Origin of the sequence: Rathayibacter sp. AY1C2 (genome assembly GCF_002931195.1) — a bacterium.
GTDB lineage: Bacteria > Actinomycetota > Actinomycetes > Actinomycetales > Microbacteriaceae > Rathayibacter.
The window spans coordinates 24,840-51,268 of record NZ_PSWG01000006.1; the positions used below are offsets into that span (position 1 = coordinate 24,840).

A 26,429-nucleotide genomic window follows, 5' to 3' on the forward strand; every position below is an offset into this window, starting at 1 on the left:
GGCCTTCCGGAGTGGATGGGCGATCCGCCGCGCGGCCTCAGGTCGAGGCGGAGCGGATCGAGCGGCCCGTCGGGCCTAGAGAATCATAGATCATCGGGGAACAGGGGCGGCTGAGCCGCCGTCCCCCGTGGGTCGATGCCGAAGTGGCGGTAGGCGGCGGGGGTCGCCACGCGGCCGCGCGGCGTCCGGGTCAGCAATCCGATCCGCACGAGGAACGGCTCGACGACGGCCTCGACCGTCTCCGCCTCCTCCCCCACCGACACGGCGAGGGTGTTCAGGCCGACCGGCCCGCCGTCGAAGCGGGTCAGCACGATCTCCATCACCGCGCGGTCGAGCCGATCGAGTCCGAGCGCGTCGACGTCGTAGAGCTCCAGCGCCGCGCGGACGGCGGTCACGTCGGCCCGTCCGCCGTGGACCAGGGCGAAGTCCCGCACCCGCCGGAGCAGGCGGTTAGCGACGCGCGGGGTGCCTCGGCAGCGGCCGGCGATCTCGGCGATCGCGTCCGCGTCGATGTCGAGCTCGAGCAGCCGTGCCGCCCGGGCGAGCACCTGCCGCAGCTCGTCCTCCGCGTAGAACTCGAGGTGCGCGGTGAAGCCGAAGCGGTCGCGGAGCGGATTGGGCAGCAGGCCGGAGCGGGTCGTGGCGCCGACGAGCGTGAACGGGGCGAGATCCAGCGGGACGGACGTCGCTCCCGCCCCCTTGCCGACCATGATGTCGATCCGGAAGTCCTCCATCGCGAGGTAGAGCATCTCCTCCGCGGAGCGCGCCATGCGGTGGATCTCGTCGATGAAGAGGATCTCGCCGGGCAGCAGCGAGGAGAGGACGGCGGCGAGGTCGCCCGCGTGCTGGATCGCGGGGCCGCTGGAGAGCCGCAGGGGCGAGGAGCTCTCCTCCGCCACGATCATCGCGAGGGTCGTCTTGCCGAGCCCGGGCGGGCCCGCGAGCAGGATGTGGTCGGGGGTCCGGCCCTGCATGGCCGCGGCCTTGAGCAGCAGCTCGAGCTGGCCGCGCACCTTGCGCTGGCCGACGAACTCGCTGAGGTTCCTGGGGCGCAGTGCACCCTCGAAGGCGACCTCGGCCTCCGAGGCGACCTCGGCGCCCAGCACCTCGTCGCTCACGAGCGGGCCGCCGGGCCGAGGCGGGCGAGGGCGAGCCGGAGCAGCGCCTGCACGTTCGCGGCGTCGGAGGCCTGCGCGTCGAGCAGGATCTCGTCGACCACATCGGCCGCGGTGCGCTCGGGCCAGCCCAGGCCGACGAGCGCCGCGAGCACGTTCTGCGCGGCGGTGGCGGCGGGACCGGAGCCGCGGGCGGCGCGCGGACGGACGGTCACCTTGCCGGCGAGCGACAGGATGATCAGCTTGGCCGTCTTCGGGCCGATGCCGCTGACCTTCCGGAACACCCCGTCGTCCTCGTCGGCGACCGCCTGCGCGATCCGGTCCGGCTCGACCGCGCCGAGCACGCCGAGGGCGGACTTCGGGCCGACGCCGGTCACGCCGATCAGCAGCTCGAAGATCTCGAGCTGCTCCTCGTCGGGGAAGCCGTAGAGGGTGAGCGAGTCCTCGCGGACGACGAGCACGGTGCTGACCGTGGTCTCGTCGCCGACGCGCATCTCGAGCGCGTGGTGCGGGGTCACGTTCACCGCGTAGCCGACGCCGTGGACGTCGAGGACGGCGAGACTCCCGCGGGCGGAGAGGACGGTGCCGCGGAGGGAGGAGATCACCGCGTCAGTCTAGATGCTCGAACAGGCGTTCGACTCGCGGCCTCGGCGGCGCGCCACGCCCGCTGCGCTGCTGTGCCGCCCGCCGCTCCGTCGGCACCGGCTCCCGCCGACCCGGAGGAGGGCGCGAGAGGGGCCCGCCAGGCGTGGCAGACGGCCAGGGCGAGAGCGTCGGCCGCGTCGGCCGGCCGCGGCGGGGCGTCGAGCCGGAGGACGCGCTGGATCATCGCGGTGACCTGGCGCTTGTCCGCGGCTCCGTAGCCGGTGACGGCGGCCTTCACCTCGCTCGGCGTGTGCATCCCGACCGGGAGCCCGCGCCGGGCCGCCGCGACGAGGGCGACGCCGCTGATCTGCGCGATGCCCATCACGGTGCTGACGTTGTTCTGCGCGAAGACCCGCTCGATCGCGACGGCGTCGGGGCGGTGCTCGTCGAGCAGCGCCTCGAGTCCGTCGCCCAGGGCCAGCAGGCGGCGCTCCAGCGCGTCGTCGGGCGGTGTCCGGAGGACCGTCACGTGCACGAGAGTCGCGCGGCGGTCGCGCGAGACGTCGACGATGCCGACGCCGCAGCGGGTGAGCCCGGGGTCGATCCCGAGGACGCGCATCAGGCCGCCCCTCGGGATCGGGCCGGGCTCACCGCGTCACTCCTCGTTCTCGAGCTCGGCGCGCACCTCGGCGGTGATGTCGAGGTTGGTGTAGACGTTCTGCACGTCGTCCGAGTCCTCGAGCGCGTCGATCAGGCGGAAGACCTTGCGGGCCGTCTCGGCGTCGGCCTCGACCTGGAGGGAGGCGACGAACTCGATGTCGGCGGAGTCGTAGTCGATGCCTGCCTCCTGCAGGGCCGAGCGGGCCGGGACGAGCTCGCTCGGCTCGACGCGGACCTCGAAGCTCTCGCCGTGGTCGAGCACGTCGTCGACGCCGAAGTCGAGGACCGCGCCGAGCACGTCGTCCTCGGTGACGCTCTCTCCGTGGGGCACGGAGATGACGCCCTTGCGCGCGAAGTTGTAGGCGACGCTGCCCGGGTCGGCCATGGTGCCGCCGTTGCGGGTCATCGCGGTGCGGACGTCCGCCGCGGCGCGGTTCTTGTTGTCGGTGAGGCACTCGACGAGCAGGGCGATGCCGTTGGGGCCGTAGGCCTCGTACATGATCGTCGTGTAGTCGATGACCTCGCCGGTGAGGCCGGCGCCGCGCTTGATCGCGCGGTCGATGTTGTCGTTCGGCACCGAGGTCTTCTTCGCCTTCTGCACGGCGTCGACGAGCGTCGGGTTGCCGGAGAGGTCGGCGCCGCCGATCTTGGCGGCCACCTCGATGTTCTTGATCAGCTTGGCGAAGGACTTCGCGCGGCGCGAGTCCTTGATCGCCTTCTGGTGCTTGGTCGTGGCCCACTTGGAATGCCCGGACACGGTGCTCCCTCGGAAATCTCGTTGCGTGCGGCCCCCGAGGGCGCCGCTGATGGCAGGGGCCAGTCTATTCGAGAGCCGGTCCGCGCCCGTCTCGGCCCGAGCACCGAGACTTCCACACCCTCCTCGCCGGAGACGAGCCGCCGTCTCGGCAGCCCCCGCACCGCCGAACCAGTGATCCGCGTGCCAGCGGATCGCTGTAGGCGGACGCGACCCGCTCCACCCGCCCCGCCAACTCCGAGAGCCGACCGCGGCGAGCCGGGCAGGGACCGGCTCCCACAAGCACCGCCGAACGCACGATCCGCGTCCCAGCGGATCGCGCTAGGCGGACGCGACCCGCTCCACCCGTCCCGCCATCTCCGGAAGCCGACCGCGGCGAGCCGGGCAGGGACCGGCTCGCCACAAGCACCGCCGAACCAGTGATCCGCGTACCAGCGGATCGCTGTAGGCGAACGCGACCCGCTCCACCCGCCCCGCCATCTCCGGAAGCCGACCGCGGCGAGCCGGGCAGGGACCGGCTCGCCACAAGCACAGCCGAACCAGTGATCCGCGTACCAGCGGATCGCTGTAAGCGAACGCGACCCGCTCCACCCACCCAGCCACCCCCGAGAGCCGACCGCGGCGAGCCGGGCAGGGACCGGCTCGCTATCTGATCAGCCGCGACAGCAGCCGGTCGGCGAGGATCCTGCCGTCGGTCTGGCAGGTGGGGCAGTACTGGAGCGTGGAGTCGTGGAAGACCACCTGGCGGATCGTGTCGCCGCAGACGGGGCACGCCTCTCCTGTGCGGCCGTGGACGCGCATGCCGAGCTTCTTCTCGCGCTTGAGGTCGGCCGCGTGCAGGCCCTCGGCGCGGGCGAGCGCCTCCTCGAGTGTGTAGCGGAGGGCCGCGTAGAGGCGGTCCAGCTCGTCGGCGTTGAGCGCGGCGGGCTTGAAGGGCGACATGCGCGCCACGTGGAGGATCTCGTCGGAGTAGGCGTTGCCGATGCCGGCGATGCGGGACTGGTCGCGGAGGACGCCCTTCACCTGCGCCCTGCCCGCCGTGGCGAGGATCGCGCCGAGGATCTCCTCGGTGAACTCCGGGTCCAGCGGATCGGGACCCAGCCGGGCGACGCCCGGGACGTCGAGCGGATCGGCGACGATCGAGAGCGCGAGGCTCTTCTTGGTGCCGGCCTCCGTCACGTCGAACCCCGACCCGTCGTCGAGGACCAGCCGCGCGGCGAGCGGTCCCCGGCCGGGCTTCGCCGGCGCCGTCGGCCGCTCGGGCCGCCAGCGGACCCAGCCGGCGCGGGCGAGGTGCAGGAGGACGTGGGCCTCGCCGACTGCGAGGTCGAGGAACTTGCCGTGCCGCGACACTCCGTGGACGGTCTCGCCGGAGAGAGCCGACGGCGGGATGGCCACGGTCTTGAGGGCGGAGATGGCGAACACGTCGAGCCGCTCGAGGACGCGTCCGCCCAGGCGCGCGTCGAGATCGAGGGCGAGGGCCTGGACCTCGGGGAGTTCGGGCATGCGACCACCCTGGCCCGCGGGTCCCGCACCGTCCACCCCTGGCGGAGGGGACGGCAGCGGGTCAGTCGCCGAAGCGCGTCGCCGCGACCTTCCGCAGGAACAGCTCGTGGAACCGGTAGTCGCCGGTGATCTCGGGATGGAACGCCGTCCCGAGGAGGTTGCCCTGCTCGACCGCGACCACCCGCCCGTCGGCGACGCTGGCGAGCGCGGTCGCCCGCTCCCCCAGCTCCTCCACGACCGGTGCGCGGATGAAGACCGCGTGCACCGGCGGATCGCCGATGGCCGGCACGTCGAGATCGGTCTCGAAGGAGTCGAGCTGGTTGCCGAACGCGTTCCTCCGGACCGACACGTCCAGGCCGCCGAAGCTGCTCTGGCCGTCGATGCGGTCGAGGACCCGGTCGGCGAGCATGATCAGCCCGGCGCAGGTCCCGTAGACGGGCATGCCCGCCCCGATCGCCTCGACGACCGGCTCCGCGAGGCCGAAGAGGCGCGACAGCTTGTCCATCACCGTGGACTCGCCGCCCGGGATGACCAGCCCCGCGACGGTGGCGAGCTCCTCCGGGCGTCGCACCAGCACCACCTCGGCGCCCAGCTCGCGCAGGACGTGCGCGTGCTCGCGGAAGTCGCCCTGCAGCGCGAGGACCCCGACGCGGAGCCCCTCGAGGGACTCCCGCGTCGATCCTGCGCCGGCGAGCGGCGCGTCGGCGCTACCAGCCACGCTCGGCGAGGCGGTGCGGCGCGGGCACGTCGGCCACGTTGATGCCGACCATCGCCTCGCCCAGGCCGCGCGAGGCCTCCGCGACGACCTTCGCGTCGTCGAAGAAGGTGGTCGCCTTCACGATCGCGGCCGCGCGCTTGGCGGGCTCGCCCGACTTGAAGACGCCGGAGCCGACGAACACGCCGTCGGCGCCCAGCTGCATCATCAGCGCCGCGTCGGCCGGGGTCGCGACCCCGCCGGCGGTGAAGAGGACGACGGGGAGCTTGCCGGTCCGGGCGATCTCGACGACCAGGTCGTAGGGGGCCTGCAGCTCCTTCGCGGCGACGTAGAGCTCGTCCTTGGTCATCGCCTTCAGGCGGTTGACCTCGCCGGAGATCGTGCGGATGTGCTTGGTCGCCTCGGAGACGTCGCCGGTGCCGGCCTCGCCCTTCGAGCGGATCATCGCTGCGCCCTCGGTGATGCGGCGCAGCGCCTCGCCCAGGTTGGTCGCTCCGCAGACGAAGGGGACGGTGAAGTTCCACTTGTCGATGTGGTTCACGTAGTCGGCGGGCGAGAGGACCTCGGACTCGTCGATGTAGTCGACGCCGAGCTCCTGCAGGATCTGCGCCTCGACGAAGTGGCCGATGCGCGCCTTCGCCATGACGGGGATCGACACGGCGGAGACGATGCCGTCGATCAGGTCGGGGTCGCTCATGCGTGCGACGCCGCCCTGCGAGCGGATGTCGGCGGGGACGCGCTCGAGCGCCATGACGGCGACCGCGCCGGCGTCCTCCGCGATGCGGGCCTGATCGGCGTCGACGACGTCCATGATGACGCCGCCCTTGAGCATCTCGGCGAGACCGCGCTTGACGCGGCTCGAGCCGAACTGCTCGGGAGCGGACGAGGACGGAGTGGTGGTGTCGGTCATGTTCGCGAGTCCTGTTCTGTGCGGCGACTTCCGCCGACGGCAGCTCCGAGTCTACGAGACGGCGCCCGCCGTCCGCGGCGCTGGACAGGGGGCCGAGCGGCGGTCTAGAGGCTCGGCCAGGCCGCCGCGAGGCTCGCCCGCACGTCGCCGAGCAGCTGCGGGAGCGCCTTCGTGCGGGCGATGATCGGGAAGAAGTTCGCGTCGGTCGCCCAGCGCGGAACCACGTGCTGGTGCAGGTGCGCGGCGATCCCCGCTCCCGCGACCGCGCCCTGGTTCATCCCGAGGTTGAAGCCGTCGTTGTTCGAGACCGAGCGGACGACGCGCATCGCCGTCTGCGTGAGCGCTCCGATCTCGGCCACTTCCTCGGGAGTGGCCTCGTCGTAGAGCGGGATGTGCCGGTACGGGCAGACCAGGAGGTGGCCGGAGTTGTACGGGAACAGGTTCAGCAGGACGTAGGCGTGCTCCCCGCGGGCGACGATGAGGGCCTCCTCGTCGCTCAGCGTCGGCGCCACGCAGAAGGGGCAGTCGTCGGCTCCGGGCTGCCCCTTCTGGATGTAGACCATCCGGTGCGGCGTCCACAGGCGCTGGAACTCGTCGGGAACCCCGGCGAGGTGCGCCGAGCCCTCCGCCCCCTCGGGCACGCAGCCGTCGCTCACGCTCAGACCTGCGCCTTCGAGGCGACGGCCTCGCGGATGCGCGCGACGGCGTCGGCGACCGGGATCCCGTTCTCCTGCGTGCCGTCGCGGAAGCGGAAGCTGACGGCTCCGGCGTCGCGGTCCTTCTCCCCCACGATCATCTGGAAGGGCACCTTCTGCAGCGTGGCGTTGCGGATCTTCTTCTGCATCCGGTCGCTGGAGTAGTCGATCTCGGCGCGGATGCCCGACCGCTTGAGCTCGCCGACGACCTCCTCGAGGTAGGGCAGGTACTCGTCGGCGATCGGGATGCCCACGACCTGGACCGGCGACAGCCAGACCGGGAACGCCCCGGCGTAGTGCTCGGTGAGGATCGCGAAGAAGCGCTCGATGGAGCCGAAGAGCGCGCGGTGGATCATCACGGGCCGCTTCTTCGAGCCGTCCGAGGCCGTGTACTCGAGCTCGAAGCGCTCGGGCTGGTTGAAGTCGAGCTGGATGGTCGACATCTGCCAGGTGCGGCCGATGGCGTCGCGCGCCTGCACCGAGATCTTCGGACCGTAGAACGCCGCTCCTCCCGGATCCGGCACCAGCTCGAGACCGGAGGCGACGGCGACCGCGCGCAGCGACTCGATCGCTTCCTCCCACTGCTCGGGCGCACCGACGAACTTCGGGTTGCCCTCCTCGTTCGTGGACAGCTCGAGGTAGAAGTCGTCGAGGCCGTAGTCGCGCAGCACCTGCAGCACGAACTCGAGGTTGCGGGTCAGCTCGGCCGACACGTCCTCCTGCGCGACGTAGATGTGGGCGTCGTCCTGGGTCAGGCCGCGCACGCGGGTGAGGCCCTGCAGGGTGCCGCTCTTCTCGTAGCGGTACACGGTGCCGAACTCGGCCAGGCGCAGCGGGAGCTCGCGGTAGCTGCGGCCGCGCGAGCGGAAGATCAGGTTGTGGAACGGGCAGTTCATGGGCTTGAGGTAGTAGTCCTGGCCCTGGCGGGTGACGTTGCCGTCCTCGTCCTGCAGCTCGTCGAGGTGCATCGGGGGGAACATCCCCTCGGAGTACCACTGCAGGTGCCCGCTCGTGAGGAACAGGTCGCCCTTGGTGATGTGCGGCGTGTAGACGAGCTCGTAGTCGTGGGCGAGCAGCTGCTCGCGCATGTACTGCTCGATCTCGTAGCGGATGATCCCGCCCTTGGGGTGGAAGACCGCGAGGCCGGAGCCGATCTCGTCCGGGAAGGAGAACAGGTCGAGCTCGTGGCCGAGCTTGCGGTGGTCGCGGCGCGCCGCCTCCTCGAGGCGGGCCTGGTGCTCGCGCAGCTCGTCCTTCGTGGGCCACGCGGTGCCGTAGACGCGCTGCAGCTGCGGGTTCTTCTCCGAGCCGCGCCAGTAGGCGGCAGCGTTGCGGGTCAGGGCGTAGCCGTTGCCGATCATGCGGGTGTTGGGCAGATGCGGACCGCGGCAGAGGTCCTTCCAGACCGTCTCGCCGGAACGCGGGTCGACGTTGTCGTAGATGGTGAGCTCGGCGCCGCCGACCTCGACGCTCTCGTCCTCGGCTCCCCCTCCCTTGATCCCGATCAGCTCGAGCTTGTAGGGCTCGCCGGCGAGCTCGGCGCGCGCCTCCTCCTCGGAGACGACGCGGCGCACGAACCGCTGGCCCTGGCGGACGATGCGGTCCATCGCCTTCTCGAGCGCCTTCATCGCCTCGGGCGTGAAGGGCTCCTCGACGTCGAAGTCGTAGTAGAAGCCGTCGGTGACGGGCGGGCCGATGCCCAGCTTCGCCTCCGGGTTGATCTGCTGCACCGCCTGCGCGAGCACGTGGGCCGCGGAGTGGCGGAGGATGTTCAGCCCGTCCGGCGAGGAGATGAGCACCGGCTCGATGCGGTCGCCCGGCACGACGTCGGCGGCGAGGTCCTTGAGCTCCCCGTTGACGCGGATCGCGACCACGGCCCGGTCGGTGAAGTGCGTGAATCCCGTGCCCGCCTCGGTGACGACCGAGTGGGACTCGTTCTCTGCGGGATTCGACGGTTCGTTCGACACGTGCGGGCACTCCTCGGGCTCGGTTGACCCCTCGACTGTAGTCGGCGGCGGCCTCTACCCGAGCGCGTCGAGCACGCGGACGCCGAGCGCGCGCAGAGCGGAGGCGAACTCGTCCCGGTCGGCGCGGGGGAGCACGAGCGAGCTGCGCTCGAGCTGGTGCAGGAGGACCTCCTCCAGGCCGGACGGCAGGGAGTCCACGGCGAGCGCCCCCTCGAGTGCGGCGAGCACGGCGACGACGGCCACCGCGTCGCGTGCCGCGAGTCTGCGTGCGCTGATCTCCATGCGTCTCCGTCCGTGTCGTCCGACCCCGTCACCCTGCCGACAGGACGTGCCCCGGAGAGGGGCGCGGCGGCGACCGGTGCGCAATCCGTCCAGGTGTCATCCTGGTCAGATGGGTGCCGGTCCTGCGCTGCAGCGCTTCACGCGCTCCGGGGCCGACCTGGACGAGGCGCGGCGCTTCTACTCGGACGGCTACGGCGGGTCGGGATTCCGGACGGAGACGGTCGAGCGGCCCTTCTCCTTCCGCTACGACGTCTCCGGGAGCGAGGGCGTGAGCCTGCGGACGTCGGTGTTCCGGGGCTCCGTGTCCGGGGGGCTGCGTCCGGAGGGCGAGTACGTCGTCTCGTGGTTCCTCTCCGGCACGAGCGTGGTGGACCCGGAGGGCGATCGGATCGTCCACCTGCCGGGGCGGCCGGTCGTGTTCCCCAGCGCGCGTCCGTTCGAGTTCGTCAGCCGCGACTTCCAGCAGCGGCTCGTGCACGTGGCCGCCGGCCTCCTCGAGCAGGTCGCGTCCGAGGCCGGCGACGGCGTGCCGCTGCCGCTCGTCTTCGACCACCGCTCGATCGCCTCCCTGTCGGCACTCCCGGGCTGGTGGCGGGCGGTCGACGACTTCGCGGGCGTCCTGCGGTCGGGCCGCGAGGCGACCGCGCTGCAGCTCGTGGCGGCGGAGCGCGGCGTCGCTCTGCACCTGCTCGCGACCTTCGCGCACCGGCCGGTCGTCGTCCCGCCGCAGGTGCTGCGGCCGGGGCTCGAGCACCTGCTGCGGGCCGCCGAGTTCCTGCACGCGTTCGCCGCATCACCCGTCACCGTGTCCGACATCGCGGCAGCGGCGGGGCTCACTCCGCGGGCGCTGCAGGCCGCGTTCCGGAGGCACTTCGGCGACACTCCGCTCGGCTACCTGCGCGGCGTGCGTCTCGACCGGGCGCGCGTCGAGCTTCGCGAGGCCGCTCCGGGCGAGGAGACCGTGCGCGCCGTCTCCGCGCGCTGGGGCTTCCTCAACCAGGGCCGCTTCTCGGGGGCGTACCACCGCCGCTTCGGCGAGTACCCGGTGGAGACCCTGCGCCGCTGACGCTCAGGCGCCGGGAGCGAGATCGCGGGCGTAGCAGACCGAGTGCTCGGACCCGATGTAGGCGCCGAACGGCGGGATGGCGTGGTAGCCCTCCCGGAGGTAGAACCGCATCGCGTCGGGCTGGAGCGTCCCGGTCTCCAGCACCAGGCGCGTCGTGCCCAGAGCGGCCGCCCGCGCCTCGAGCGCGCGCAGGACGGCCGTGGCCGCTCCGGTGCCGCGGGCGGCGGGGTCGGCGAACATCCGCTTCACCTCGATCGCCCCCGGTCCGAGGACGTCGTCGTCGAGAGGCCGCAGTCCGCCGCAGGCCACCGCCGTGCCGCTCGCGTCGCGGGCGACGAGGAAGACGGGCACGTCGTCGGCCGAGGGCGGCGTACCGGGCTCGTGGTCGTCGTTGCCGTAGCGCTCGTCGAGCTCGCGCCGCTGCGCGTCGCGCAGACGCTCGGCGTCCGGGTGGGTCCACGCCACCTCGTCGATGGTCCAGCTCATGAGGGCTCCTCCCGGCCGCGCGGCGGGCACGGCCGAGGCCATTCTGCCGCGCCAGCCCCCTCCGGCCGACCCGGTGGCAACCCCTTCCGCGCCGGAACGCAGCGGGCGTCGACTGGAGGCCCACCGACGAAAGGACTCACCGTGCTCTCCGACTCCCCCATCGGCCCCGTTCTGCTCTCCCGCGACCTCGCCGCCTCCCGCGCCTTCTACGCCGGCTCCCTGGGACTGGAGGTCCTCGAGGAGAGCGAGTCGGCGATCGCCTACTCCTGCGGCGGCACGCGGCTCACCGTCACCGCCAGCACCACGGGCTCGAAGGACGAGCAGACCAAGGCCGCCTGGCGGGTGGCCGACCTGCGCGCCGAGCTGGACGCGCTGGCGACTCGGGGCGTGGCTCCGGAGGACTACGACAGCGACGAGCTGCGCACCGAGAACGGCGTGGCCGACCGCGGCAGCGTCTGGGCGGCCTGGATCCTCGATCCCGACGGGAACGCGCTCGGCTTCGAGCAGCCCAAGAGCTGATCGGCGCCGCTCTAGACTCGCCCCATGCCCGACGACTCCGCTCCGCTGCCCGCGCCCGGGTGGTACCCGCACCCGGCCGACCTCGGCTCGGAGCTCTACTGGGACGGCGCGGCGTGGACGGACCGGTCCCGTCCGTCCTCCTCGGCGCCCGCTCCCGCCTACGGCACGCCCCCGGGCGCTCCGGAGCAGGAGCTGTACGCCTATCCGTCCGCCCCGTCCTCCGCGGCGGGCCGCAACCCCATGGCGATCGCGAGCCTCGTGCTCGGCGTCCTGAGCCTGCTGATCAATCCGCTGCTGATCCCCTCGATCCTCGCCATCGTCTTCTCGGCGAAGGGCCGGGCGGCCGCACCGCTCGTCGGAGGCGGTCGCGGGCTCGCGACGGCCGGACTCGTCACCGGGATCCTCGGTCTGGTGTCGGGCGTCTTCACCATCGTCGGCAACCTCTCGGCCGGGGTCCCCGGCCTGACCGGCTGACCGGGGTGCCGCGGCCCTCGACGCCCCGATGACCGCGCGCCGGAGCGCTCCCTGGCTCCTCGTCGTGGCGGTCGCCCTGGTCGTGCTGGTCCTGCGCGGTCCGATCGTCGCCGTCGCGCCCATCATCGACGCGGTGCGCGAGGACCTCGCGCTGTCCGCGGGCCAGGCGGGGATCCTCACCAGCATCCCCGTGCTCTGCTTCGCCCTGGCGACTCCGCTCGCCCTCCTGGTGATCCGCCGCGCGGGACCCGACGCCGCCGTGACCGTCACGGTGATCGGCGTCGCGCTCGGCACGATCGTCCGATCGATCGGCGACGTGGGACCGGCCGTGGCGGGCACCGTCCTGATCGGCGTCTCCATCACGATCGGCAACGTCGTCCTCCCCGTCGTGATCCGGCGGGACGTCGCTCCCGAGCGCGTCGACCTCACGACGGGCGTCTACACCGCAGCCCTCAACATCGGCTCGACGATCACCTCGCTCGGCACCGCTCCGCTCGCTCTAGCCCTCGGCTGGCGCGGCGCCCTGCTCGTCTGGCTCGCCCTCAACGCCCTCGCTCTGGCCGGCTGGCTCGTGGCCGTGGGGCCTCGGGCGGCCCTGCGTCCGACTCCCCGCCCGGCCCGCGCCGACCGCGCACCGGCCGCACCGGCTCCGCGGATCTTCCGCAGCGCGACCGTGCTGGCGCTCGCGCTCTGCTTCTCGAGCCAGGCGTTCTCGTACTACGGAGTGACGGCGTGGCTCCCCTCGCTGCTCGTCGACCGCAACGGCTTCTCGATCGCGACCGCGGGCGCGAGCGCCTCGGTGTTCCAGCTCGCCGCGGTCGCCGGCGCCCTCGGCGTCCCGCTCCTGGTCCGGAGGCTCGGACCCCTGGGGGGCATCGTGCTCGTCGGCCTCCTCTGGTGCACGGTGCCGGCGGGGCTGCTGCTCGCGCCGCAGCTCTGGGCGCTCTGGTGCGTGCTGGGCGGCACGGCCCAGGGCGGAGGATTCACGGTGGTCTTCGTGCTCGTCGTGCGGCTCTCCCGCTCCGACGCCCACGCGTCGCGGCTCTCGGCCACGGTGCAGGGGATCGGCTACGCCGTGGCCGCCACCGCCCCGACCGTCATCGGGTTCGCGCACGACGCGAGCGGCGGCTGGGAGGCTCCCCTGCTGACCGTCCTCGCCGCGACCTGCTCCTTCCTCCTCTTCGGCACCCTCGCCGCCGCGCGCCAGCGCCGGGCCTGACCCGCGACACGACCGGCCGCGCCGTCAAGGGGGCCGTCCGACGACTGTCGGCCCCGTAGCGTGTCCGCATGGCCGAGCAGAGCACTACCCGCGAGAAGACAGCGCCCGATCCCGACGATTCCCGGAAGCCCGACGACGTCACCGACATCACCAAGCGCTCCTGGTTCTACGTCCTCAAGAAGACGGCCCGCGAATTCGGCGCGGACCAGTGCACCGACCTCGCCGCCGCGCTCACCTACTACGCCGTGCTCGCGCTCTTCCCCGCCCTGCTCGCGATCGTGTCGGTGCTGGGGCTCTTCGGCCAGGCGCAGGCCACCACTGATCTGGTGCTCGACCTGATCGGGAACCTCGCGTCGAGCGAGGTCGTCGACCTGCTGCGCGACCCGATCCAGGCGCTGACCAGCTCCTCCGCCGCGGGTCTCGCCTTCGTGACCGGTGTCGTCGGAGCGATCTGGTCCGCCTCCGGCTACGTCGGCGCCTTCGGCCGCGCGATGAACCGCGTCTACCAGATCGACGAGGGGCGCCCCTTCTGGAAGCTCCGCCCGACGATGCTCGGCGTGACCGTGGTGACGGTCGTCCTGATCGTGATCGCGGCGCTCATCCTGGTGCTCAGCGGACCGGTCGCGACCGCCGTCGGCGACGTCGTGGGCCTCGGGCCCGCCGCCCTCACCGTGTGGAACATCGCGAAATGGCCGGTGCTCGTGGTCATCGCGATCGTGATCGTCGCGACCCTGTACTACTGGGCGCCCAACATCCGCCAGCCGAAGTTCCGCTGGATCAGCATCGGATCGATCGTCGCCCTGGCGATCTGGCTGATCGCCTCGACCGGCTTCGCGTTCTACGTGGCCAACTTCTCCAACTACAACAAGACCTACGGCTCGCTCGGCGCGGTGATCGTCTTCCTCCTCTGGATCTGGATCACCAACATCGCCCTGCTCTTCGGCGCGGAGTTCGACGCCGAGCTCGAGCGCGGACGCGAGCTGCAGGCGGGCATCGAGGCGGAGGAGACCATCCAGCTCCCCCCGCGCGACACCGCCGCGAGCGACAAGAAGGCGGCAGTGCACGAGAAGGACGTCCGCGACGGGCGCTGGCTGCGGCTGGCGAGCGAGAACCGCAGCGACGAGGGCACGGCCCAGGACGACGAGGCCGCGAAGAAGAAGTGACTCAGGACTCGGACGACCAGAGCGCGCGGTAGTAGGCCGCGCGCTCGTCGTCCGGATCCGCTCCGTACTCCGCGAGGAGCAGCGGGGTGTGGCCGGGGCCGTAGTTCCAGCCGAGGCTGACGGCGGCGACCGCCAGATCCGCCCAGCGGTCGCCCACGCCCAGGTCGCCGACGTCGACCGTGCCGCTCCAGCGTCCGTCGTCGTCGACGAGCGTGTTCGGAGCGCACGCGTCGCCGTGCACCACGACGGGGTCCACGAGCTCCGGAGCCGCGCCGAGCGCCGACGGCCGGCGCGCGAACCAGGAGTCGTCGCGCAGCTCCTCGGGCACCGCGTCGACGGGGAGCGCGTGGACCGCCCGCAGGCCGGCCGCGATCGCGCGGACGGCCTCCTCCGGCCGGGCTGTCCACTCCGGGTCGACGGCGCTCCGCCCGGCCAGCGGTGCGGTGAGGAGCCACTGCCCCTCCTCGTCCTCGCCCGCCTCCAGGATCCGGGGCGCGTCGATCCGCCCCTCCAGCCAGCGCAGACGCGCGATCTCGCGACGGAGGTCGACGCCCGTGGACCGGGGATTCCACTTCAGGTACCCGGCGTCCACGCGGAAGGTCAGCCCGTCGAGCTCGTTGCGCCAGACGAGCGCCGGATCGGTGCCGCCGTTCAGGCGCCTCGCCGGCGACGGGATCCGGACGCCCTCGAGCGAGGACTGCCGTGCGAGGTCCGGACCGCTCATGCCCTCAGGGTAGGCGCCCCGATCCTGAGAGGATCCGCATGCCGCGGACCGCGCCACCCGCCTCCTCCGAGCAGCGCGCCCTTACCCTGACGGGCGTGCCGGAGCAGCCGCCCGGCGCGATCCGGTGACGAGGGAGCCCCCGTGACGCAGAGCGACGACGACCGCGGGCCCGTGCAGCCCGACTTCTCGAAGGAGCAGGAGGGCTACCGTCCCGGGCTCAAGCCCCGGCAGCTGCAGATGATCGCCATCGGCGGCGCGATCGGCACCGGCCTCTTCCTCGGCGCGGGCGGCCGACTCGCCACCGCCGGTCCCTCGCTCGTCGTCGTGTACGCGGTCTGCGGCGTCTTCGCCTACCTGATCCTCCGCGCGCTCGGCGAGCTGGTCCTGCACCGGCCGAGCTCGGGCTCCTTCATCTCCTACGCCCGCGAGTTCCTGGGCGAGAAGGCCGCCTTCGTCGCCGGATGGATGTACTTCCTGAACTGGGCGATGACCGCGATCGCCGACGTCACCGCGGTGGCCCTGTACGTGAAGTACTGGTCGCTCTTCTCCTCCGTGCCCCAGTGGCTCCTCGCACTCATCGCCCTGGTCGTCGTGCTCTCGCTGAACCTCGTCTCGGTCAAGGTCTTCGGGGAGCTGGAGTTCTGGTTCGCGCTCATCAAGGTCACGGCGCTGGTGGTCTTCCTGGTGATCGGCGTCGTCGTGCTCGCCGCGGGCTGGCCGCTGCAGTCCGGCGGCGTCTCCGTGGACCCCGGGATCAGCCTCTGGAACGACAACGGCGGCATCCTGCCCGGCGGCCTGATCGCCAGCGTCCTGGTCGTCCAGGGCGTGGTGTTCGCCTACTCCGGAGTCGAGCTGGTCGGCACGGCGGCGGGCGAGACCGCGGAGCCGGCGAAGGTCATCCCGCGCGCCATCAACTCGGTCATCCTGCGCATCGCCGTCTTCTACGTCGGCTCGGTGCTGCTGCTGACGCTGCTGCTGCCCTACACGGCCTACTCGAAGGGCGAGAGCCCGTTCGTCACGTTCTTCAGCTCGCTGGGCGACGGCTCCTCGGGCGAGATCGCCGGATCGATCATGAACTTCGTCGTGCTGACGGCCGCGCTCTCCAGCATCAACGCCGGGCTCTACTCGACCGGCCGCATCCTCCGCTCCATGGCGCTCAACGGCTCCGCCCCCGCCTTCACCGGCCGGATGAACAAGCAGGGCGTCCCCTACGGCGGCATCCTGCTCACGGCGAGCATCACCCTGATCGGGATCGTGCTGAACCTCTTCGTGCCGTCCGAGGCCTTCGAGATCGTCCTCAACGTCTCGGCGCTGGGCATCGTCACGGGCTGGGGCATGATCGTCCTCTGCCAGATGCAGCTGCAGCGCTGGGCGGCCCAGGGGCGCCTGGAGCGCCCGTCCTTCCGGATGCCCGGCGCCCCGGTGACCTCGTGGCTCACCCTGGCGTTCCTGGTGATCGTGGTGGTCCTCATCGCCGTCGACTTCCCGACCGGCACCTGGACCGTGGGGATCGTCGCGGTGGTCGGCGTGCCCGCCCTGATCGTGGGCTGGCACGTCGCGAAGCCGCGCATCCTGGCGATCGCGTCCGCCCGTGACGGCTTCACCGGCGCCCACCCCGTGATCGCCGCCCGTCCGGCCTCCGAGGCCAAGCGCGACGGGAACGAGCGGCGCCACGAGTAGCGCGGGTCAGCGCCGGCGGAGGTAGCGCAGGAGCAGCGTGTCGCCGGCGCTGAGCACGTGCGCCAGGTGCTGCGGGCGCGGTCCGGGGACGTCGCCGCGGGCGAGCCTCCCGGAGTCCCCCGCCTCGAGCGTCGGAGCGACGGTCAGGCAGAGCTCGTCGACGGCGTCCGCGGCGAGGAGGGTCCCGAGCAGCGACGGACCGCCCTCGCAGTGGATCCTGCCGAGCCCCCGCTCCGCGAGCTGCGCCCGCATCCGCGTCGCGTCGAGCTCTGCGTCGCCGCAGACGAGCACGTCGGCGACCTCGGCGAGCTCCGCGCGGCGGCGGGCCGGCGAGGAGCCGGTGGTCACGACGATCGGGCGCACCGGCGCCTCGGTGAAGATCCGCGAGTCGGGATCGAGGTCGAGCGACCCCGAGACGATCGCGAAGACGGGCTGCGGGGCGAGCCCGGTGCCGAGCCGGGACCGCACGGACTCGTCGCTCAGCACCATCGGGCCGTAGCCCTCGGTCCGCACCGTGCCGGCCGCGACGAGCACGACGTCGGCGAGCCGGCGGAGCAGGTCGAACACGCGCAGGTCCGCCGCGCCCCCGAGATCGCCCGAGACGCCGTCACGGGTGACCGCGCCGTCGACGCTCGCGACGAAGTTGACCCGGAGCCACTCCTCGCCCGCCCCGTCCGCGTAGAGGGCCAGCAGAGCCTCGTCGGACAGGTCCTGCCCGGCCTGCGACAGGCCGTCGATGCGGGCGCTCACGCCGCCGGCTCCACGTTGTGGCGGAGGAAGACGGGCGCCCGCCAGCCCAGCACCGCCTCCGTCATCCGCACGGCGTCCACCGCCTGGCGCACGTCGTGCATGCGCACGATCCGCGCACCGTTCAGGATGCAGATCACCGCGGCGGCGAGGGAGCCCTCGAGGCGCTCCCCCTGCGGCCGGTCCAGCGCCTCGCCGATGAAGTCCTTGTTGGACACCGCGGCGAGCACCGGGAAGCCGAGCGCGGCCACCTCGCCCAGCCGGCGGGTGAGCTCGAGCGTGTGCACGGTGTTCTTGTTCAGGTCGTGACCCGGATCGACGATGATCCTCCCGGCAGGCACTCCACCCGAGAGCGCGCGATCGACGCGGCTCCGCAGATGGTCGACCACTGTCGCCACGACGTCGTCGTACTCGGGTCTCTCCGGCTCGCTGCGGGGGGCGCCCACGCTGTGGGTGATGACGAGCTGAGCGGAGGAGGAGGCGACGACCTCGAGCATCCGGGGGTCGTGCAGCCCGCTCGTGTCGTTGATGACGGAGGCGCCCGCGGCGATGCTCGCGCGCGCGACCTCGGCGCTCGTCGTGTCCACCGAGACGACCACGTCGCTCCGCTCCGCGATGCCCGCCACGACGGGGACGACCCGGTCGAGCTCCTCCTGGAGCGTGACAGCGGGGCCGCGGCCGAACGGCACTCCGCCGATGTCGACCCAGTCGGCGCCGAGCTCCGCAGCGCGCACGGCGGCCGCGATGGCGCTGTCCAGGGCGAAGGTGGAGCCCTTGTCGTAGAAGGAGTCGGGTGTGCGGTTCACGACCGCCATCACGGCCACCTGCCGCTCGAAGTCGAACTCTCGTCCGCCGATGTGCCGCGTGGTCATGGGCGCGTCCCTCCCGCTCGGAGCGCCGGGAGAAGGCCGGCGCCGCTCACCCTAGACGAGCGGAGTCGGCGGAGGCTGGAGCGGGCCGCCCTCGAGCAGCGCCTGGAAGAGGACGTGGTCCTGCCACTCCCCGGCGATCCGCAGGTAGCGCCGCGCGACGCCGATCCGCTCGAAGCCGTTGCGCTGCAGCACGGTCTGCGATCCGACGTTGTGGAGGAGCGTCCCGGCCTGCACGCGGTGCAGCCCCAGATCCTCACGCGCGGTGCGCAGGACGGCTCCGACCGCGCGGGTCATCACGCCGCGGCCCTGCAGACCGCTGTCGAGCCAGTAGCCGAGATCGCCGCTGTCGAAGGCGCCGCGGACGATGTTCGCGAGAGTCAGCCGACCGACGATCACGCCGCCCGCGTCGAGGACGAGCGGGAGGACGCTGCCGGCCCGGTGCGCGGCGAGCGCGTCCGCGACGGCGTCGGTCTGGCCCCCCGCCTCGAAGAAGCGGGTCGAGCGCGTCGGCTCCCAGGGCGCGAGGTGCCGGCGGTTGCGCCGGTACGCGGCGGCGAGGGCCGGTCCGTCGTCCCGCGAGACGAGCCGCAGGAGGGTGCCCTGGTCGTCGACGGGGATCGGGGCGGGCATCCTGCGAGGGTAGCGCCGGAGCCGGGAACGACAGAACCCCCGGCCAGGGGCCGGGGGTTCTCGTGGTGGGCGATACTGGGATCGAACCAGTGACCTCTTCCGTGTCAGGGAAGCGCGCTACCGCTGCGCCAATCGCCCGTTGCTCCGTGCGGAGCGCCTCGTTCGGTGAACGATCGAGGTGGATACGGGATTCGAACCCGTGTATACGGCTTTGCAGGCCGCTGCCTCGCCTCTCGGCCAATCCACCGTGTACGGGATTCGGTGTCGGCGGCCCGAGGGCCGACCAGGTGGGAGGCACCCGAGGGTGCCGTCCCGATGACGCCGGTCCGAGGACCGGTGTTCGAGCGGATGACGAGATTCGAACTCGCGACCCTCACCTTGGCAAGGTGATGCGCTACCGCTGCGCCACATCCGCATGTAGGTCGTACTGGTGTTGCCGTCTTGCGTGTCGTGCTGTCTTGCTGTCTGTCCGGCGCTTTCGCTGCCCGGCTCGACCTAGAAGAATGTATACGACAGCGGCGCCGGAATCCAAATCGAGCGGACGCCGATCCCGCCGCTCGGAGTCCGATCCGCGTCTTTCCGCGCGAAACCGGCTCGTCGCCGTCCGTTCACCCGGGCGTGGCGGGCGTCGGCGGTGCATCCGGGCCCCGCGGATCCGCTACGATCGTCTCTCGGGTCGTCCAGCACGTCCCCCTGGGCGATTGGCGCAGTTGGTAGCGCGCTTCCTTCACACGGAAGAGGTCATCGGTTCGAGTCCGGTATCGCCCACCCTCACCCCCGGTCCGTGCTCACGCACTCGGCCGGGGGTTCTCTCGTCCCGCCGCGGTCGTCCTCCGGCCTCGCAGCGCCCAGTCGAAGGAGCCGACCCGCGATGATGGGCCGCTCGCACGCCGTCTCCGGTGCGCTCGCCTGGGCCGTCGCCGCCTCCGTGCCCGCCGTCGCCGGGCCCCTCGGCCTCGCGGGTCTCCCGCTCGACCTCCGACTGGTCGGCCTCGGAGTCGCCGCCGGCTGGGCCCTGGTGCCCGACGCGGACCACGCGAGCGCGACCGTCTCCCGCTCGGCGCCGGGCGCCTCCCTGCTCACGGCGACCGCGGGCCGGATCAGCGGAGGGCACCGGCACGGGATGCACTCGCTGCTCGCGGTCGCCGTCGTCTGGTACCTGGTGCCGGTGCTCACGGCGCTGCGCTTCCCGGTGCCGGTCGTCGGCCCCGTCGCCGTGGCCGCCGTGCTCACGCTGCCCGCCCTCGCCTTCGCCGCGAAGGCCGTCCGGGCCGCCCCCTCCTGGCGCATCGCCTGGGCCGGGGCGACGGTCGTCACGGTCCTGCTCGTCGCGCTCGCCGACGGCACCTGGGCGTGGCTCCGGGTCGCCGCGACGCTGGGCTACCTCGTGCACGTGGCCGGCGACGCCCTCACGACCGGCGGGATCAACTGGCTGTGGCCGCTGCGCGTGCGCCTGCCGCGGCGCCTGCGCCGGACACCGCTGCGCCACGTCTGGACCACCGGAGGCTACGCCGCGCTGCCCGTCCTGGGCTCCTCCGGGTCCTGGCGCGAGACGGTCCTCTACTGGCTCATGTCCGCGGCGACGATCGTGCTCACCGCCTCGATGATCACGGCCGAGCTGCTGTAGCCCGGGGCGCCCTCCTCAGAAGACCTTCCCCGGGTTCATGATCCCCAGCGGGTCGAACACGGCCTTGATCCCGCGCTGGAGCGCCAGCGAGTCCTCGCCCAGCTCCTCCGCCAGCCAGCGCTGCTTGAGCAGTCCCACGCCGTGCTCGCCCGTGAGCGTGCCGCCGAGGGCCAGGGCCGTGCGGAAGAGCTCCGCGGCGGCGTCCCAGACGTCCTCCCCCACGGGTCCGTCCCCCGCGGGCAGCACGAAGTTCGGGTGGAGGTTCCCGTCCCCCGCGTGGGCGACGGTGGGGATGCTGAGCCCCGTCCGCTCCTCGATGCCGCGGATCGCCGCGAACATCGCCGGCAGCGCGGAGCGGGGCACGCAGACGTCCTCGATCAGCACGCGGCCCTCCGCCTCGAGCGCCGGGTGGAAGGCCCGGCGGACGGCCAGCAGAGCCTCACCCTCGGCCGGGTCCTCGGTCGCCTCGGCGGCGCCCCCGGAGGCGGTCACGATCTCGAGGACGCGCTGCGACTCCTCCGCCGCTCCTCCGCCGTCCGTCTGGACGAGGAGGTAGGCGGCACCGCGGTCCAGCATCGCTCCGGTGTAGCGCGAGATCGCGGCGAGCGCCGCCTCGTCCATCAGCTCCATCACCGCGGGACGGAGCCGCGCGGCGGTGATCGCGGCGGAGGCGGCGGCCGCGGCGACGACGCTCGGGAAGTACGCGCCGACCGTGACCACGCGCCCGGTCGGGATCGGGCGGAGCTTCACGGTGGCCTCCACGATGACGCCCAGCGTCCCCTCGGAGCCGGTCAGGAGCGCGGTGAGGTCGTACCCTGTGACTCCCTTCACGCTGCGGCGGCCGGTGCGGAGCAGTCGCCCGTCGGGGAGGACGACCGTCAACCCGAGCACCGCCTCCCGGGTCACGCCGTACTTGGCGCACAGCAGCCCCCCGGCGTTCGTCGCGATGTTGCCGCCGATGCTCGAGATCGCGCGGCTCGCGGGGTCGGGCGAGAACACGAGGCCGTGCGGAGCGACAGCGTCCGACAGCGCCTGATTGATGACCCCGGGCTCGACCACCGCCAGCTCGTCCTCGAGCGACACCTCGAGGATGCGGTCCATCGCGGCGGTCGAGAGGACGAGCGCTCCCCCGCTCGCCACTCCCCCGGCAGCGAGGCCCGTTCCCGCTCCGCGCGGCACGACCGGGAGCCGGTGCTCCGTCGCTATGCGCAGCGCCGCCTGCACGTCCTCGACCGAGCGCGCAGCGACGAGCGCGAGCGCGCGACCCGGTGCGGAGAAGCCCGACTTGTCGGTGTGCACGGCCTCGAACCCGGGGCCCTCGGTCAGGACCGCGTCTCCGAGCGCGTCGCGCAGCTGTCGGAGGATCTCCTGGTCGAGCATGGTTCACTCCGTGCGGTCGCGGGCGGGTCCTTCCGATCCTTCCACGGGCGCGGGGCAGGATGGCGGGATGACCGGAGAGACGCGATGGCCGCGGTGACGAGCGCGGGGATCCTGCTGCACCGCGAGGGCCCCTCCGGCACCGAGGTGTTCCTCGGGCGGATGGGCGGCCCCTTCTGGACCCGGCGCCCCCGCGCGTGGACGATCCCGAAGGGCGTGCACACGGGCGACGAGACGCCGCTGGACGCCGCGCGCCGCGAGTTCGAGGAGGAGACCGGCGCTCCTCCGCCCGTCGGGGAGCTGACCCTCCTCGGCGCGTTCCGGCAGAGCGCGGCCAAGACCGTCACGGTCTTCGCCGGGCGCGGACACGCGGACACCGCCTTCGTCGCGAGCAACACCTTCGAGCTGGAGTGGCCGCGGGGCTCCGGCGTGCTGCGCAGCTTCCCCGAGCTGGAGGACGCCCGGTGGCACCCGCTCGTCGAGGCCCGCTCGCTGGTGGTGGCCGGGCAGGTCGCCGCCCTCGACGCGCTGGCCGAGCTGCTGGCGGATCCGGACGGCGGGGACCGGGCCGGCACCGCCCCCTAGTCGGCGGCCGCGTAGACCCGCAGGCCCAGCGGCACGATCCGCACCACGGCCTCGTCGAATCCGTCGCGGGAGCCGTCGAAGCGCTCGATCTCGCCGTCGTGCGCCCACTCGGGGTCGTCCCCCGCGGGCCGGCGCGCGCCGACGGTGATCTCCGGCGTCGAGAACGACTCCACCACCGGTGTCCGCCAGCCGGGCACACGGCCGACCACCGGGGTCGCCGTACGGCCGAGCAGGAGCGAGAACGCTCCCCGGGTGCGAGGAGTCCGTCCTGAGTGCAGGATGCGCACGTCGAGGTGGCCGTCGTCGAGCCGACGCCGGGCGAGCGGGGCGGCCGTGCGCGGGTGCTCCTGATTCACCCCGACGAAGTACGACCAGACGAGCTGCGTGCGCCCGTCGCGCCGGAGCTCGAACGGATCGGTGCGCCGCACGACCGAGAGGGCCGCGATCACGGCGGCGAGCGGCTTCCCGATCCGCTTCTCGCGCTTCTCGCGGGCCGCGACGAACTCCGGGTAGACGCCGATCGAGACCGTGTTGAGCACCGTGACCGGGTCTCCCCCGTCCGCGACGACCTCGGCCACGTCGACGTCGCGGCGCTCGCCGATCGTCGCCGCGTCGAGCGCGTCCTGGACGGTGAGCAGCCCCAGCGCCTTCGCGAAGTGGTTCATGGTCCCGCCCGGCAGCACGAGCAGCGTCATCCCCTCGGCGCGGGCGAGAGCGGCACCGACCGACATGGTCCCGTCCCCGCCGTAGATCCCGAGCACCCGGGGCGGAGAGTCCCCCGAGCGCGCCTCGCGCACCACGTCGGCGAGGTCCTCCCCCTCGGTCAGCCGGTGCACGCGCGCCTTCGGGAACCGGGCCCGGACCAGCGGCTCGGGATCGGGGCGGTGCGAGTCCCGGCCCGCGCCGGGGTTGAGGACCACGAGGAGGGCGGCGCCGTCCCCCAGCGGGCTGCGGTCGACGGGGGGCCGGGTCGCGCGCTCCGAGACGGGCACGTGGCGCGGCTCGGCCGGCAGGACGGCTCGGCCGACGACCGCGACCGCCGCGCCGAGCGCCGCGCCGCCGAGGACGTCCGAGAGCCAGTGGACGCCGACGTGCAGGCGGGAGAAGGCCACGGCGGCGGCGAGCGGGGCGACCGCCGCCCCCACTCGGGGCGACTCGAGCGCGACCCCGGCGGCGAAGGCAGCGGCGCTCGCCGCGTGCCCCGAGGGGAAGGACGCCGACGTCGGCACCGTCGCCAGGCGCCGGCCGACCGGGACGTCGACGAGGAGCGGCCGGTCGCCGCCGAACACGCGCTTGCCGACCAGGTTCGCGAGCGCGCTGGCCGCGGCGAGCGAGGCGGTCCCCCGCAGAGCCTCGCGGGGACGGCCCGCCAGGAGCAGCAGGACGCCGACGCCGGCCCAGAGGACTCCGTGGTCCGCGGCCCGGGAGAGCCCCACGAGCGCCCCGTCGACGACGGGCGACGGGCGACGGGCGTTCAGCCGCCGGGCCGCACGAGCGTCCGCCCGGCGCACGACCCGCGGGACGGTGACGAGTCGGCGGAGCAGGACGGACGGGGGTCGGGTTCCGCGGAGGGCCATGCGCTCAGCGTAGGAGGAGGCGCCTCCGCGGTCCCTGGACCGGTCGACGGCGCGCTACACCTCGCCGAAGCCCGACTCGACCAGATCGCCGAGCCGGCCGACCGCCTCCTGGGCCTGCGGCCCCGACGCCGAGAGGACGACCTCGTCCCCGCGGTCGAGCCCCAGCGACATCACGCCGAGCAGGCTCGTGGCGTCCTTGCCGTTCGCGTCGATCCGGGCGTCGAAGGTGGCGGCGAGCGTCACGAAGTCGGCCGCGGGACGGGCGTGCAGGCCGTTCGGGTTGATGAGGCGGACGCGGCGCTGCACGCGCTCGTCACCGGGCGGAGCCTCCTCGGCGGGAGCAGCGAGCGCCTCGCCCCGGGCCGACTCCGCGGCGGCGAGCACCTCGTCCAGCGACGCCCCCGTGCCCGCGGCGACGGCGGCCGCGACCGCCCCCTCCACCATTGGGGCGTCGGCGATCCGGACCCGGGCGCGCGCCTCGTCGCCGAGGAACTCGACCGCGGTCTCCGCCGTCATGATCGCCGAGCCGAGGTCGCAGAGGACGACGACCCCCTCGCCGGAGTCCGCCTCCGCCAGCGCCGCCGTGATGCGGTCGAAGCTGGTGCCGATGCCGCCGTCGTCCGTCCCGCCCGCGGCGACCAGCGCGACCGAGGCCGCCATCTGCTCCGCGAGCTCGACCAGCCCCTCCGCCAGCTGCGCGCTGTGCGAGACCAGGACCAGCCCGACGCTCACGCCGCCGCCTCGGCCGCTGCGCGGAGCAGGAGCACGGTCGACACGCTGCCGGGATCACGGTGCCCGATGGCGCGCTCGCCGAGGTAGCTGGCTCGTCCCTTGCGGGCGACCAGCGGGTCCGTCGACTCCGCTCCGCTCTGCGCCGCCTCCGCCGCCGCGGCGAGGACGTCGGCCGGAGCCGCTCCTTCCTCGGCGGCGGCCGCGGCCGCGTCGACCGCCGGCGTCCACGCGTCCACCATCGTCTTGTCGCCCACCTCGGCCTTGCCGCGGAGCACGATGCCGTCCCTCGCCGCGGCCAGGAGCGCTGCGACGTCCGCACCCTCGAGCGCGACCTCGCCCGCGACCGCGGCGGAGGCCTTCAGGAACGCCGTGCCGAACAGCGGGCCCGAGGCGCCGCCGACGGTGGAGATGAGCGTCGTCGCGACCAGCTTGAGCACGTCCGCCGGGAGCCCCTGCTCCGGCGCCGCGTCCAGCTTCGCGACCACCGCCTGGAAGCCGCGGTCCATGTTCTCGCCGTGGTCCCCGTCGCCGATCGCCCGGTCGAGCGTGATCAGCTCGACCCGGTGCTCCGCGATCGACTCGGCGGCGCGGCGGATCCACGCCGTCGCCCACGCCGCGTCGAGCCCGGCTCCCTGTGCGTCCTGCATGGTCGTCTCCTCCTCGTGCGCCGCTCCTGCGGCTGTCGTTCCGGTCATGGTGTGCGCGCGGGCGCTCAGCGTCCCCACCGCAGCGCCGCGGTCTGCACCGGGGAGTCCCACAGCTCGGTCAGGGCGTCGTCGAGCTTGAGGACGGTGAGCGAGAAGCCCTGCATCTCGAGCGACGTCGTGTAGTTGCCGACGAGGCTGCGTGCGACGGTGATCCCCTTCTCGGCCAGCGCCTCGGCTGCGCGGCGGTAGGCGAGGTACAGCTCGATCTGCGGCGTGCCGCCCATGCCGTTCACCAGGAGCAGCACCTCGTCCCCGGAGGAGAACGGCAGGTCCTCCAGGATCGGACCGAGGATCCGGTCGACGATGCGGTCGGCCGGCTCCAGCGCGATCTTCTCCCGGCCGGGCTCGCCGTGGATGCCGATGCCGATCTCGATCTCGTCCTCGCCCAGCTCGAAGCTCGGCTCGCCCGCGTGCGGGACGATGCACGGCGTGAGGGCGACGCCCATCGAGCGCACGTTCGCGATCACCGTCTCGGCGATCGTCGCGACCTCGTCGAGGGAGTCGCCCCGCTCGGCCGCGGCGCCCGCGATCCGCTCGACCAGCACGGTGCCGGCCACCCCGCGGCGGCCCGCGGTGTAGAGCGAGTCCTTCACCGCGACGTCGTCGTCGACGATCACGCTGCGCACCTCGATCCCCTCGGCGCCGGCGAGGTCGGCCGCGGTCTCGAAGTTCAGGACGTCGCCCGTGTAGTTCTTCACGATGTGCAGCACACCCGCGCCGCCGTCGACGGCCTGCGTGGCCGCGACGATCGGGTCGGGCGTGGGCGAGGTGAAGACGGGACCCGGGACGGCGGCGTCCAGCATCCCGAATCCGACGAAGCCCGCGTGCAGCGGCTCGTGCCCGCTGCCGCCTCCGCTGACGATGCCCACCTTGCCCGAGCGGGGCGCGTCGGCCCGCACCACGAACAGGGGATCCGGCACCACCCGCACCAGGTCGGCGTGCGCCAGGCCGAAGCCGGCCACCGACTCCGTGACGACGTTCTTCGGGTCGTTGATGAGCTTCTTCATCGAGGTCTCCTCCAGGATCGGGCCACCACTCGGGCGTCCCGTGACCTG

28 protein-coding genes and 4 tRNA genes are annotated in these 26,429 nt (G+C 73.1%); 9 read left to right on the forward strand and 23 right to left on the reverse strand.

Going from position 1 to position 26,429, the window contains the following annotated elements:
* Window positions 1–83: 83 nt before the first annotated feature.
* The 10 genes from ruvB to C5C55_RS06440 all read right to left on the reverse strand — a co-directional run bounded on the left by ruvB (window position 84) and on the right by C5C55_RS06440 (window position 9,189).
* The gene (gene ruvB, locus C5C55_RS06395) at window positions 84–1,118 is read right to left on the reverse strand and encodes a Holliday junction branch migration DNA helicase RuvB (protein WP_104233319.1); all 1,035 of its coding nucleotides are present in this window, start codon (window positions 1,116–1,118) and stop codon (window positions 84–86) included.
* Window positions 1,115–1,720 (reverse strand): Holliday junction branch migration protein RuvA, encoded by a 606-nt coding sequence (ruvA, locus tag C5C55_RS06400; RefSeq protein WP_104233320.1) that lies wholly within the window; start codon window positions 1,718–1,720, stop codon window positions 1,115–1,117. The genes ruvB and ruvA overlap by 4 nt, the downstream gene beginning before the upstream one ends.
* Window positions 1,717–2,319, reverse strand: a complete 603-nt coding sequence (ruvC, locus tag C5C55_RS06405) for a crossover junction endodeoxyribonuclease RuvC (RefSeq protein ID WP_104225338.1) — start codon at window positions 2,317–2,319, stop codon at window positions 1,717–1,719. Before ruvC ends, ruvA begins: the two co-directional genes overlap by 4 nt.
* A gap of 36 nt (window positions 2,320–2,355) precedes the next feature.
* Window positions 2,356–3,117: a YebC/PmpR family DNA-binding transcriptional regulator gene (locus tag C5C55_RS06410; protein WP_104224772.1), complete on the reverse strand. Its 762-nt coding sequence runs from the start codon at window positions 3,115–3,117 to the stop codon at window positions 2,356–2,358.
* Between the two features lie 642 nt (window positions 3,118–3,759).
* Window positions 3,760–4,620, reverse strand: coding sequence for an Fpg/Nei family DNA glycosylase (locus C5C55_RS06415; protein WP_104233321.1), 861 nt, complete (start codon window positions 4,618–4,620; stop codon window positions 3,760–3,762).
* A 61-nt stretch (window positions 4,621–4,681) separates the two neighbouring features.
* Window positions 4,682–5,254: a pyridoxal 5'-phosphate synthase glutaminase subunit PdxT gene (gene pdxT, locus C5C55_RS06420; RefSeq protein ID WP_258065190.1), complete on the reverse strand. Its 573-nt coding sequence runs from the start codon at window positions 5,252–5,254 to the stop codon at window positions 4,682–4,684.
* 73 nt (window positions 5,255–5,327) lie between these two features.
* Window positions 5,328–6,245 (reverse strand): pyridoxal 5'-phosphate synthase lyase subunit PdxS, encoded by a 918-nt coding sequence (pdxS, locus tag C5C55_RS06425; RefSeq protein WP_104224629.1) that lies wholly within the window; start codon window positions 6,243–6,245, stop codon window positions 5,328–5,330.
* Window positions 6,246–6,349: 104 nt separating this feature from the next.
* Window positions 6,350–6,901 (reverse strand): HIT domain-containing protein, encoded by a 552-nt coding sequence (locus C5C55_RS06430; protein WP_244230646.1) that lies wholly within the window; start codon window positions 6,899–6,901, stop codon window positions 6,350–6,352.
* Between the two features lie 2 nt (window positions 6,902–6,903).
* Complete coding sequence (gene thrS / locus C5C55_RS06435; RefSeq protein WP_244230674.1) at window positions 6,904–8,814, reverse strand: threonine--tRNA ligase; 1,911 nt, start codon at window positions 8,812–8,814, stop codon at window positions 6,904–6,906.
* A 147-nt stretch (window positions 8,815–8,961) separates the two neighbouring features.
* Window positions 8,962–9,189, reverse strand: a complete 228-nt coding sequence (locus tag C5C55_RS06440; protein WP_104233323.1) for a hypothetical protein — start codon at window positions 9,187–9,189, stop codon at window positions 8,962–8,964.
* Between the two features lie 109 nt (window positions 9,190–9,298).
* Here C5C55_RS06440 and C5C55_RS16720 point away from each other — a divergent pair, with 109 nt between their 5' ends.
* Window positions 9,299–10,255, forward strand: coding sequence for an AraC family transcriptional regulator (locus C5C55_RS16720; RefSeq protein ID WP_219812336.1), 957 nt, complete (start codon window positions 9,299–9,301; stop codon window positions 10,253–10,255).
* 3 nt (window positions 10,256–10,258) lie between these two features.
* On the opposite strand, the gene C5C55_RS06450 is transcribed toward C5C55_RS16720, so the two are convergent.
* Window positions 10,259–10,741, reverse strand: coding sequence for a GNAT family N-acetyltransferase (locus C5C55_RS06450; RefSeq protein ID WP_104233324.1), 483 nt, complete (start codon window positions 10,739–10,741; stop codon window positions 10,259–10,261).
* 141 nt (window positions 10,742–10,882) lie between these two features.
* Between C5C55_RS06450 and C5C55_RS16510 the strand changes: the two genes are divergently transcribed.
* The 4 genes from C5C55_RS16510 to C5C55_RS06470 all read left to right on the forward strand — a co-directional run bounded on the left by C5C55_RS16510 (window position 10,883) and on the right by C5C55_RS06470 (window position 14,116).
* The gene (locus C5C55_RS16510; protein ID WP_104233325.1) at window positions 10,883–11,260 is read left to right on the forward strand and encodes a VOC family protein; all 378 of its coding nucleotides are present in this window, start codon (window positions 10,883–10,885) and stop codon (window positions 11,258–11,260) included.
* A gap of 24 nt (window positions 11,261–11,284) precedes the next feature.
* On the forward strand, window positions 11,285–11,734 hold the full coding sequence (locus C5C55_RS06460) for a DUF2510 domain-containing protein (RefSeq protein ID WP_104224633.1): 450 nt from the start codon (window positions 11,285–11,287) through the stop codon (window positions 11,732–11,734).
* 28 nt (window positions 11,735–11,762) lie between these two features.
* Window positions 11,763–12,953, forward strand: coding sequence for a CynX/NimT family MFS transporter (locus C5C55_RS06465; RefSeq protein ID WP_104233326.1), 1,191 nt, complete (start codon window positions 11,763–11,765; stop codon window positions 12,951–12,953).
* Between the two features lie 68 nt (window positions 12,954–13,021).
* Complete coding sequence (locus C5C55_RS06470) at window positions 13,022–14,116, forward strand: YihY/virulence factor BrkB family protein (RefSeq protein WP_104233327.1); 1,095 nt, start codon at window positions 13,022–13,024, stop codon at window positions 14,114–14,116.
* A gap of 1 nt (window position 14,117) precedes the next feature.
* On the opposite strand, the gene C5C55_RS06475 is transcribed toward C5C55_RS06470, so the two are convergent.
* A complete protein-coding gene (locus C5C55_RS06475) occupies window positions 14,118–14,840 on the reverse strand; it encodes an aminoglycoside 3'-phosphotransferase (RefSeq protein WP_104233328.1) in 723 nt (240 codons plus the stop codon).
* 141 nt (window positions 14,841–14,981) lie between these two features.
* On the opposite strand from C5C55_RS06475, the gene C5C55_RS06480 reads away from it, so the two are divergent.
* Entirely contained in the window at window positions 14,982–16,520 is a 1,539-nt protein-coding gene (locus C5C55_RS06480; RefSeq protein ID WP_258065186.1) for an amino acid permease, read from the forward strand.
* 6 nt (window positions 16,521–16,526) lie between these two features.
* On the opposite strand, the gene C5C55_RS06485 is transcribed toward C5C55_RS06480, so the two are convergent.
* The 6 genes from C5C55_RS06485 to C5C55_RS06510 form a co-directional block, all read right to left on the reverse strand.
* Entirely contained in the window at window positions 16,527–17,270 is a 744-nt protein-coding gene (locus C5C55_RS06485; RefSeq protein WP_104233329.1) for a pyrimidine reductase family protein, read from the reverse strand.
* Window positions 17,267–18,139, reverse strand: a complete 873-nt coding sequence (gene folP, locus C5C55_RS06490) for a dihydropteroate synthase (RefSeq protein WP_104233330.1) — start codon at window positions 18,137–18,139, stop codon at window positions 17,267–17,269. Before folP ends, C5C55_RS06485 begins: the two co-directional genes overlap by 4 nt.
* A 51-nt stretch (window positions 18,140–18,190) precedes the next feature.
* Window positions 18,191–18,769: a GNAT family N-acetyltransferase gene (locus C5C55_RS06495; protein ID WP_104225349.1), complete on the reverse strand. Its 579-nt coding sequence runs from the start codon at window positions 18,767–18,769 to the stop codon at window positions 18,191–18,193.
* Between the two features lie 63 nt (window positions 18,770–18,832).
* A tRNA-Val gene (locus C5C55_RS06500) sits at window positions 18,833–18,907 on the reverse strand.
* A 38-nt stretch (window positions 18,908–18,945) separates the two neighbouring features.
* Window positions 18,946–19,016: transfer RNA gene (locus C5C55_RS06505), tRNA-Cys, on the reverse strand.
* A gap of 96 nt (window positions 19,017–19,112) precedes the next feature.
* A tRNA-Gly gene (locus C5C55_RS06510) sits at window positions 19,113–19,184 on the reverse strand.
* A 280-nt stretch (window positions 19,185–19,464) separates the two neighbouring features.
* Between C5C55_RS06510 and C5C55_RS06515 the strand changes: the two genes are divergently transcribed.
* Both C5C55_RS06515 and C5C55_RS06520 read left to right on the forward strand, forming a co-directional pair.
* Window positions 19,465–19,537: transfer RNA gene (locus tag C5C55_RS06515), tRNA-Val, on the forward strand.
* A gap of 103 nt (window positions 19,538–19,640) precedes the next feature.
* Window positions 19,641–20,396 carry a metal-dependent hydrolase gene (locus C5C55_RS06520; RefSeq protein WP_104233331.1) on the forward strand — a complete coding sequence of 252 codons (756 nt, stop codon included), beginning with the start codon at window positions 19,641–19,643 and terminating at the stop codon, window positions 20,394–20,396.
* Between the two features lie 15 nt (window positions 20,397–20,411).
* Here the strand turns inward: C5C55_RS06520 and C5C55_RS06525 are convergent, their stop codons facing one another.
* Window positions 20,412–21,776, reverse strand: coding sequence for an FAD-binding oxidoreductase (locus tag C5C55_RS06525; RefSeq protein ID WP_104233332.1), 1,365 nt, complete (start codon window positions 21,774–21,776; stop codon window positions 20,412–20,414).
* Window positions 21,777–21,860: 84 nt separating this feature from the next.
* On the opposite strand from C5C55_RS06525, the gene C5C55_RS06530 reads away from it, so the two are divergent.
* Window positions 21,861–22,358 carry an NUDIX domain-containing protein gene (locus C5C55_RS06530; protein WP_104233333.1) on the forward strand — a complete coding sequence of 166 codons (498 nt, stop codon included), beginning with the start codon at window positions 21,861–21,863 and terminating at the stop codon, window positions 22,356–22,358.
* On the opposite strand, the gene C5C55_RS06535 is transcribed toward C5C55_RS06530, so the two are convergent.
* The 4 genes from C5C55_RS06535 to dhaK all read right to left on the reverse strand — a co-directional run bounded on the left by C5C55_RS06535 (window position 22,355) and on the right by dhaK (window position 26,381).
* On the reverse strand, window positions 22,355–23,935 hold the full coding sequence (locus C5C55_RS06535) for a bifunctional phosphatase PAP2/diacylglycerol kinase family protein (protein ID WP_104233334.1): 1,581 nt from the start codon (window positions 23,933–23,935) through the stop codon (window positions 22,355–22,357). The genes C5C55_RS06530 and C5C55_RS06535 overlap by 4 nt on opposite strands.
* Before the next feature lie 54 nt (window positions 23,936–23,989).
* Window positions 23,990–24,667 (reverse strand): dihydroxyacetone kinase phosphoryl donor subunit DhaM, encoded by a 678-nt coding sequence (gene dhaM, locus C5C55_RS06540; protein WP_104233335.1) that lies wholly within the window; start codon window positions 24,665–24,667, stop codon window positions 23,990–23,992.
* Window positions 24,664–25,314, reverse strand: a complete 651-nt coding sequence (gene dhaL / locus C5C55_RS06545; RefSeq protein WP_104233336.1) for a dihydroxyacetone kinase subunit DhaL — start codon at window positions 25,312–25,314, stop codon at window positions 24,664–24,666. Before dhaL ends, dhaM begins: the two co-directional genes overlap by 4 nt.
* Before the next feature lie 65 nt (window positions 25,315–25,379).
* The gene (gene dhaK / locus C5C55_RS06550) at window positions 25,380–26,381 is read right to left on the reverse strand and encodes a dihydroxyacetone kinase subunit DhaK (RefSeq protein ID WP_104233337.1); all 1,002 of its coding nucleotides are present in this window, start codon (window positions 26,379–26,381) and stop codon (window positions 25,380–25,382) included.
* Window positions 26,382–26,429 lie beyond the last annotated feature (48 nt).

Coding starts and splice junctions, on each gene's coding strand:
- ruvC (WP_104225338.1), bottom strand. CDS start 2,319: ATGCGCGTCCTCGGGATCGACCCCGGGCTCACCCGCTGCGGCGTCGGC.
- C5C55_RS06415 (WP_104233321.1), bottom strand. CDS start 4,620: ATGCCCGAACTCCCCGAGGTCCAGGCCCTCGCCCTCGATCTCGACGCG.
- pdxS (WP_104224629.1), bottom strand. CDS start 6,245: ATGACCGACACCACCACTCCGTCCTCGTCCGCTCCCGAGCAGTTCGGC.
- C5C55_RS06440 (WP_104233323.1), bottom strand. CDS start 9,189: ATGGAGATCAGCGCACGCAGACTCGCGGCACGCGACGCGGTGGCCGTC.
- C5C55_RS16720 (WP_219812336.1), top strand. CDS start 9,299: ATGGGTGCCGGTCCTGCGCTGCAGCGCTTCACGCGCTCCGGGGCCGAC.
- C5C55_RS06450 (WP_104233324.1), bottom strand. CDS start 10,741: ATGAGCTGGACCATCGACGAGGTGGCGTGGACCCACCCGGACGCCGAG.
- C5C55_RS06460 (WP_104224633.1), top strand. CDS start 11,285: ATGCCCGACGACTCCGCTCCGCTGCCCGCGCCCGGGTGGTACCCGCAC.
- C5C55_RS06465 (WP_104233326.1), top strand. CDS start 11,763: ATGACCGCGCGCCGGAGCGCTCCCTGGCTCCTCGTCGTGGCGGTCGCC.
- C5C55_RS06470 (WP_104233327.1), top strand. CDS start 13,022: ATGGCCGAGCAGAGCACTACCCGCGAGAAGACAGCGCCCGATCCCGAC.
- C5C55_RS06475 (WP_104233328.1), bottom strand. CDS start 14,840: ATGAGCGGTCCGGACCTCGCACGGCAGTCCTCGCTCGAGGGCGTCCGG.
- folP (WP_104233330.1), bottom strand. CDS start 18,139: ATGACCACGCGGCACATCGGCGGACGAGAGTTCGACTTCGAGCGGCAG.
- C5C55_RS06495 (WP_104225349.1), bottom strand. CDS start 18,769: ATGCCCGCCCCGATCCCCGTCGACGACCAGGGCACCCTCCTGCGGCTC.
- C5C55_RS06520 (WP_104233331.1), top strand. CDS start 19,641: ATGATGGGCCGCTCGCACGCCGTCTCCGGTGCGCTCGCCTGGGCCGTC.
- C5C55_RS06525 (WP_104233332.1), bottom strand. CDS start 21,776: ATGCTCGACCAGGAGATCCTCCGACAGCTGCGCGACGCGCTCGGAGAC.
- C5C55_RS06530 (WP_104233333.1), top strand. CDS start 21,861: ATGGCCGCGGTGACGAGCGCGGGGATCCTGCTGCACCGCGAGGGCCCC.
- C5C55_RS06535 (WP_104233334.1), bottom strand. CDS start 23,935: ATGGCCCTCCGCGGAACCCGACCCCCGTCCGTCCTGCTCCGCCGACTC.
- dhaL (WP_104233336.1), bottom strand. CDS start 25,314: ATGCAGGACGCACAGGGAGCCGGGCTCGACGCGGCGTGGGCGACGGCG.
- dhaK (WP_104233337.1), bottom strand. CDS start 26,381: ATGAAGAAGCTCATCAACGACCCGAAGAACGTCGTCACGGAGTCGGTG.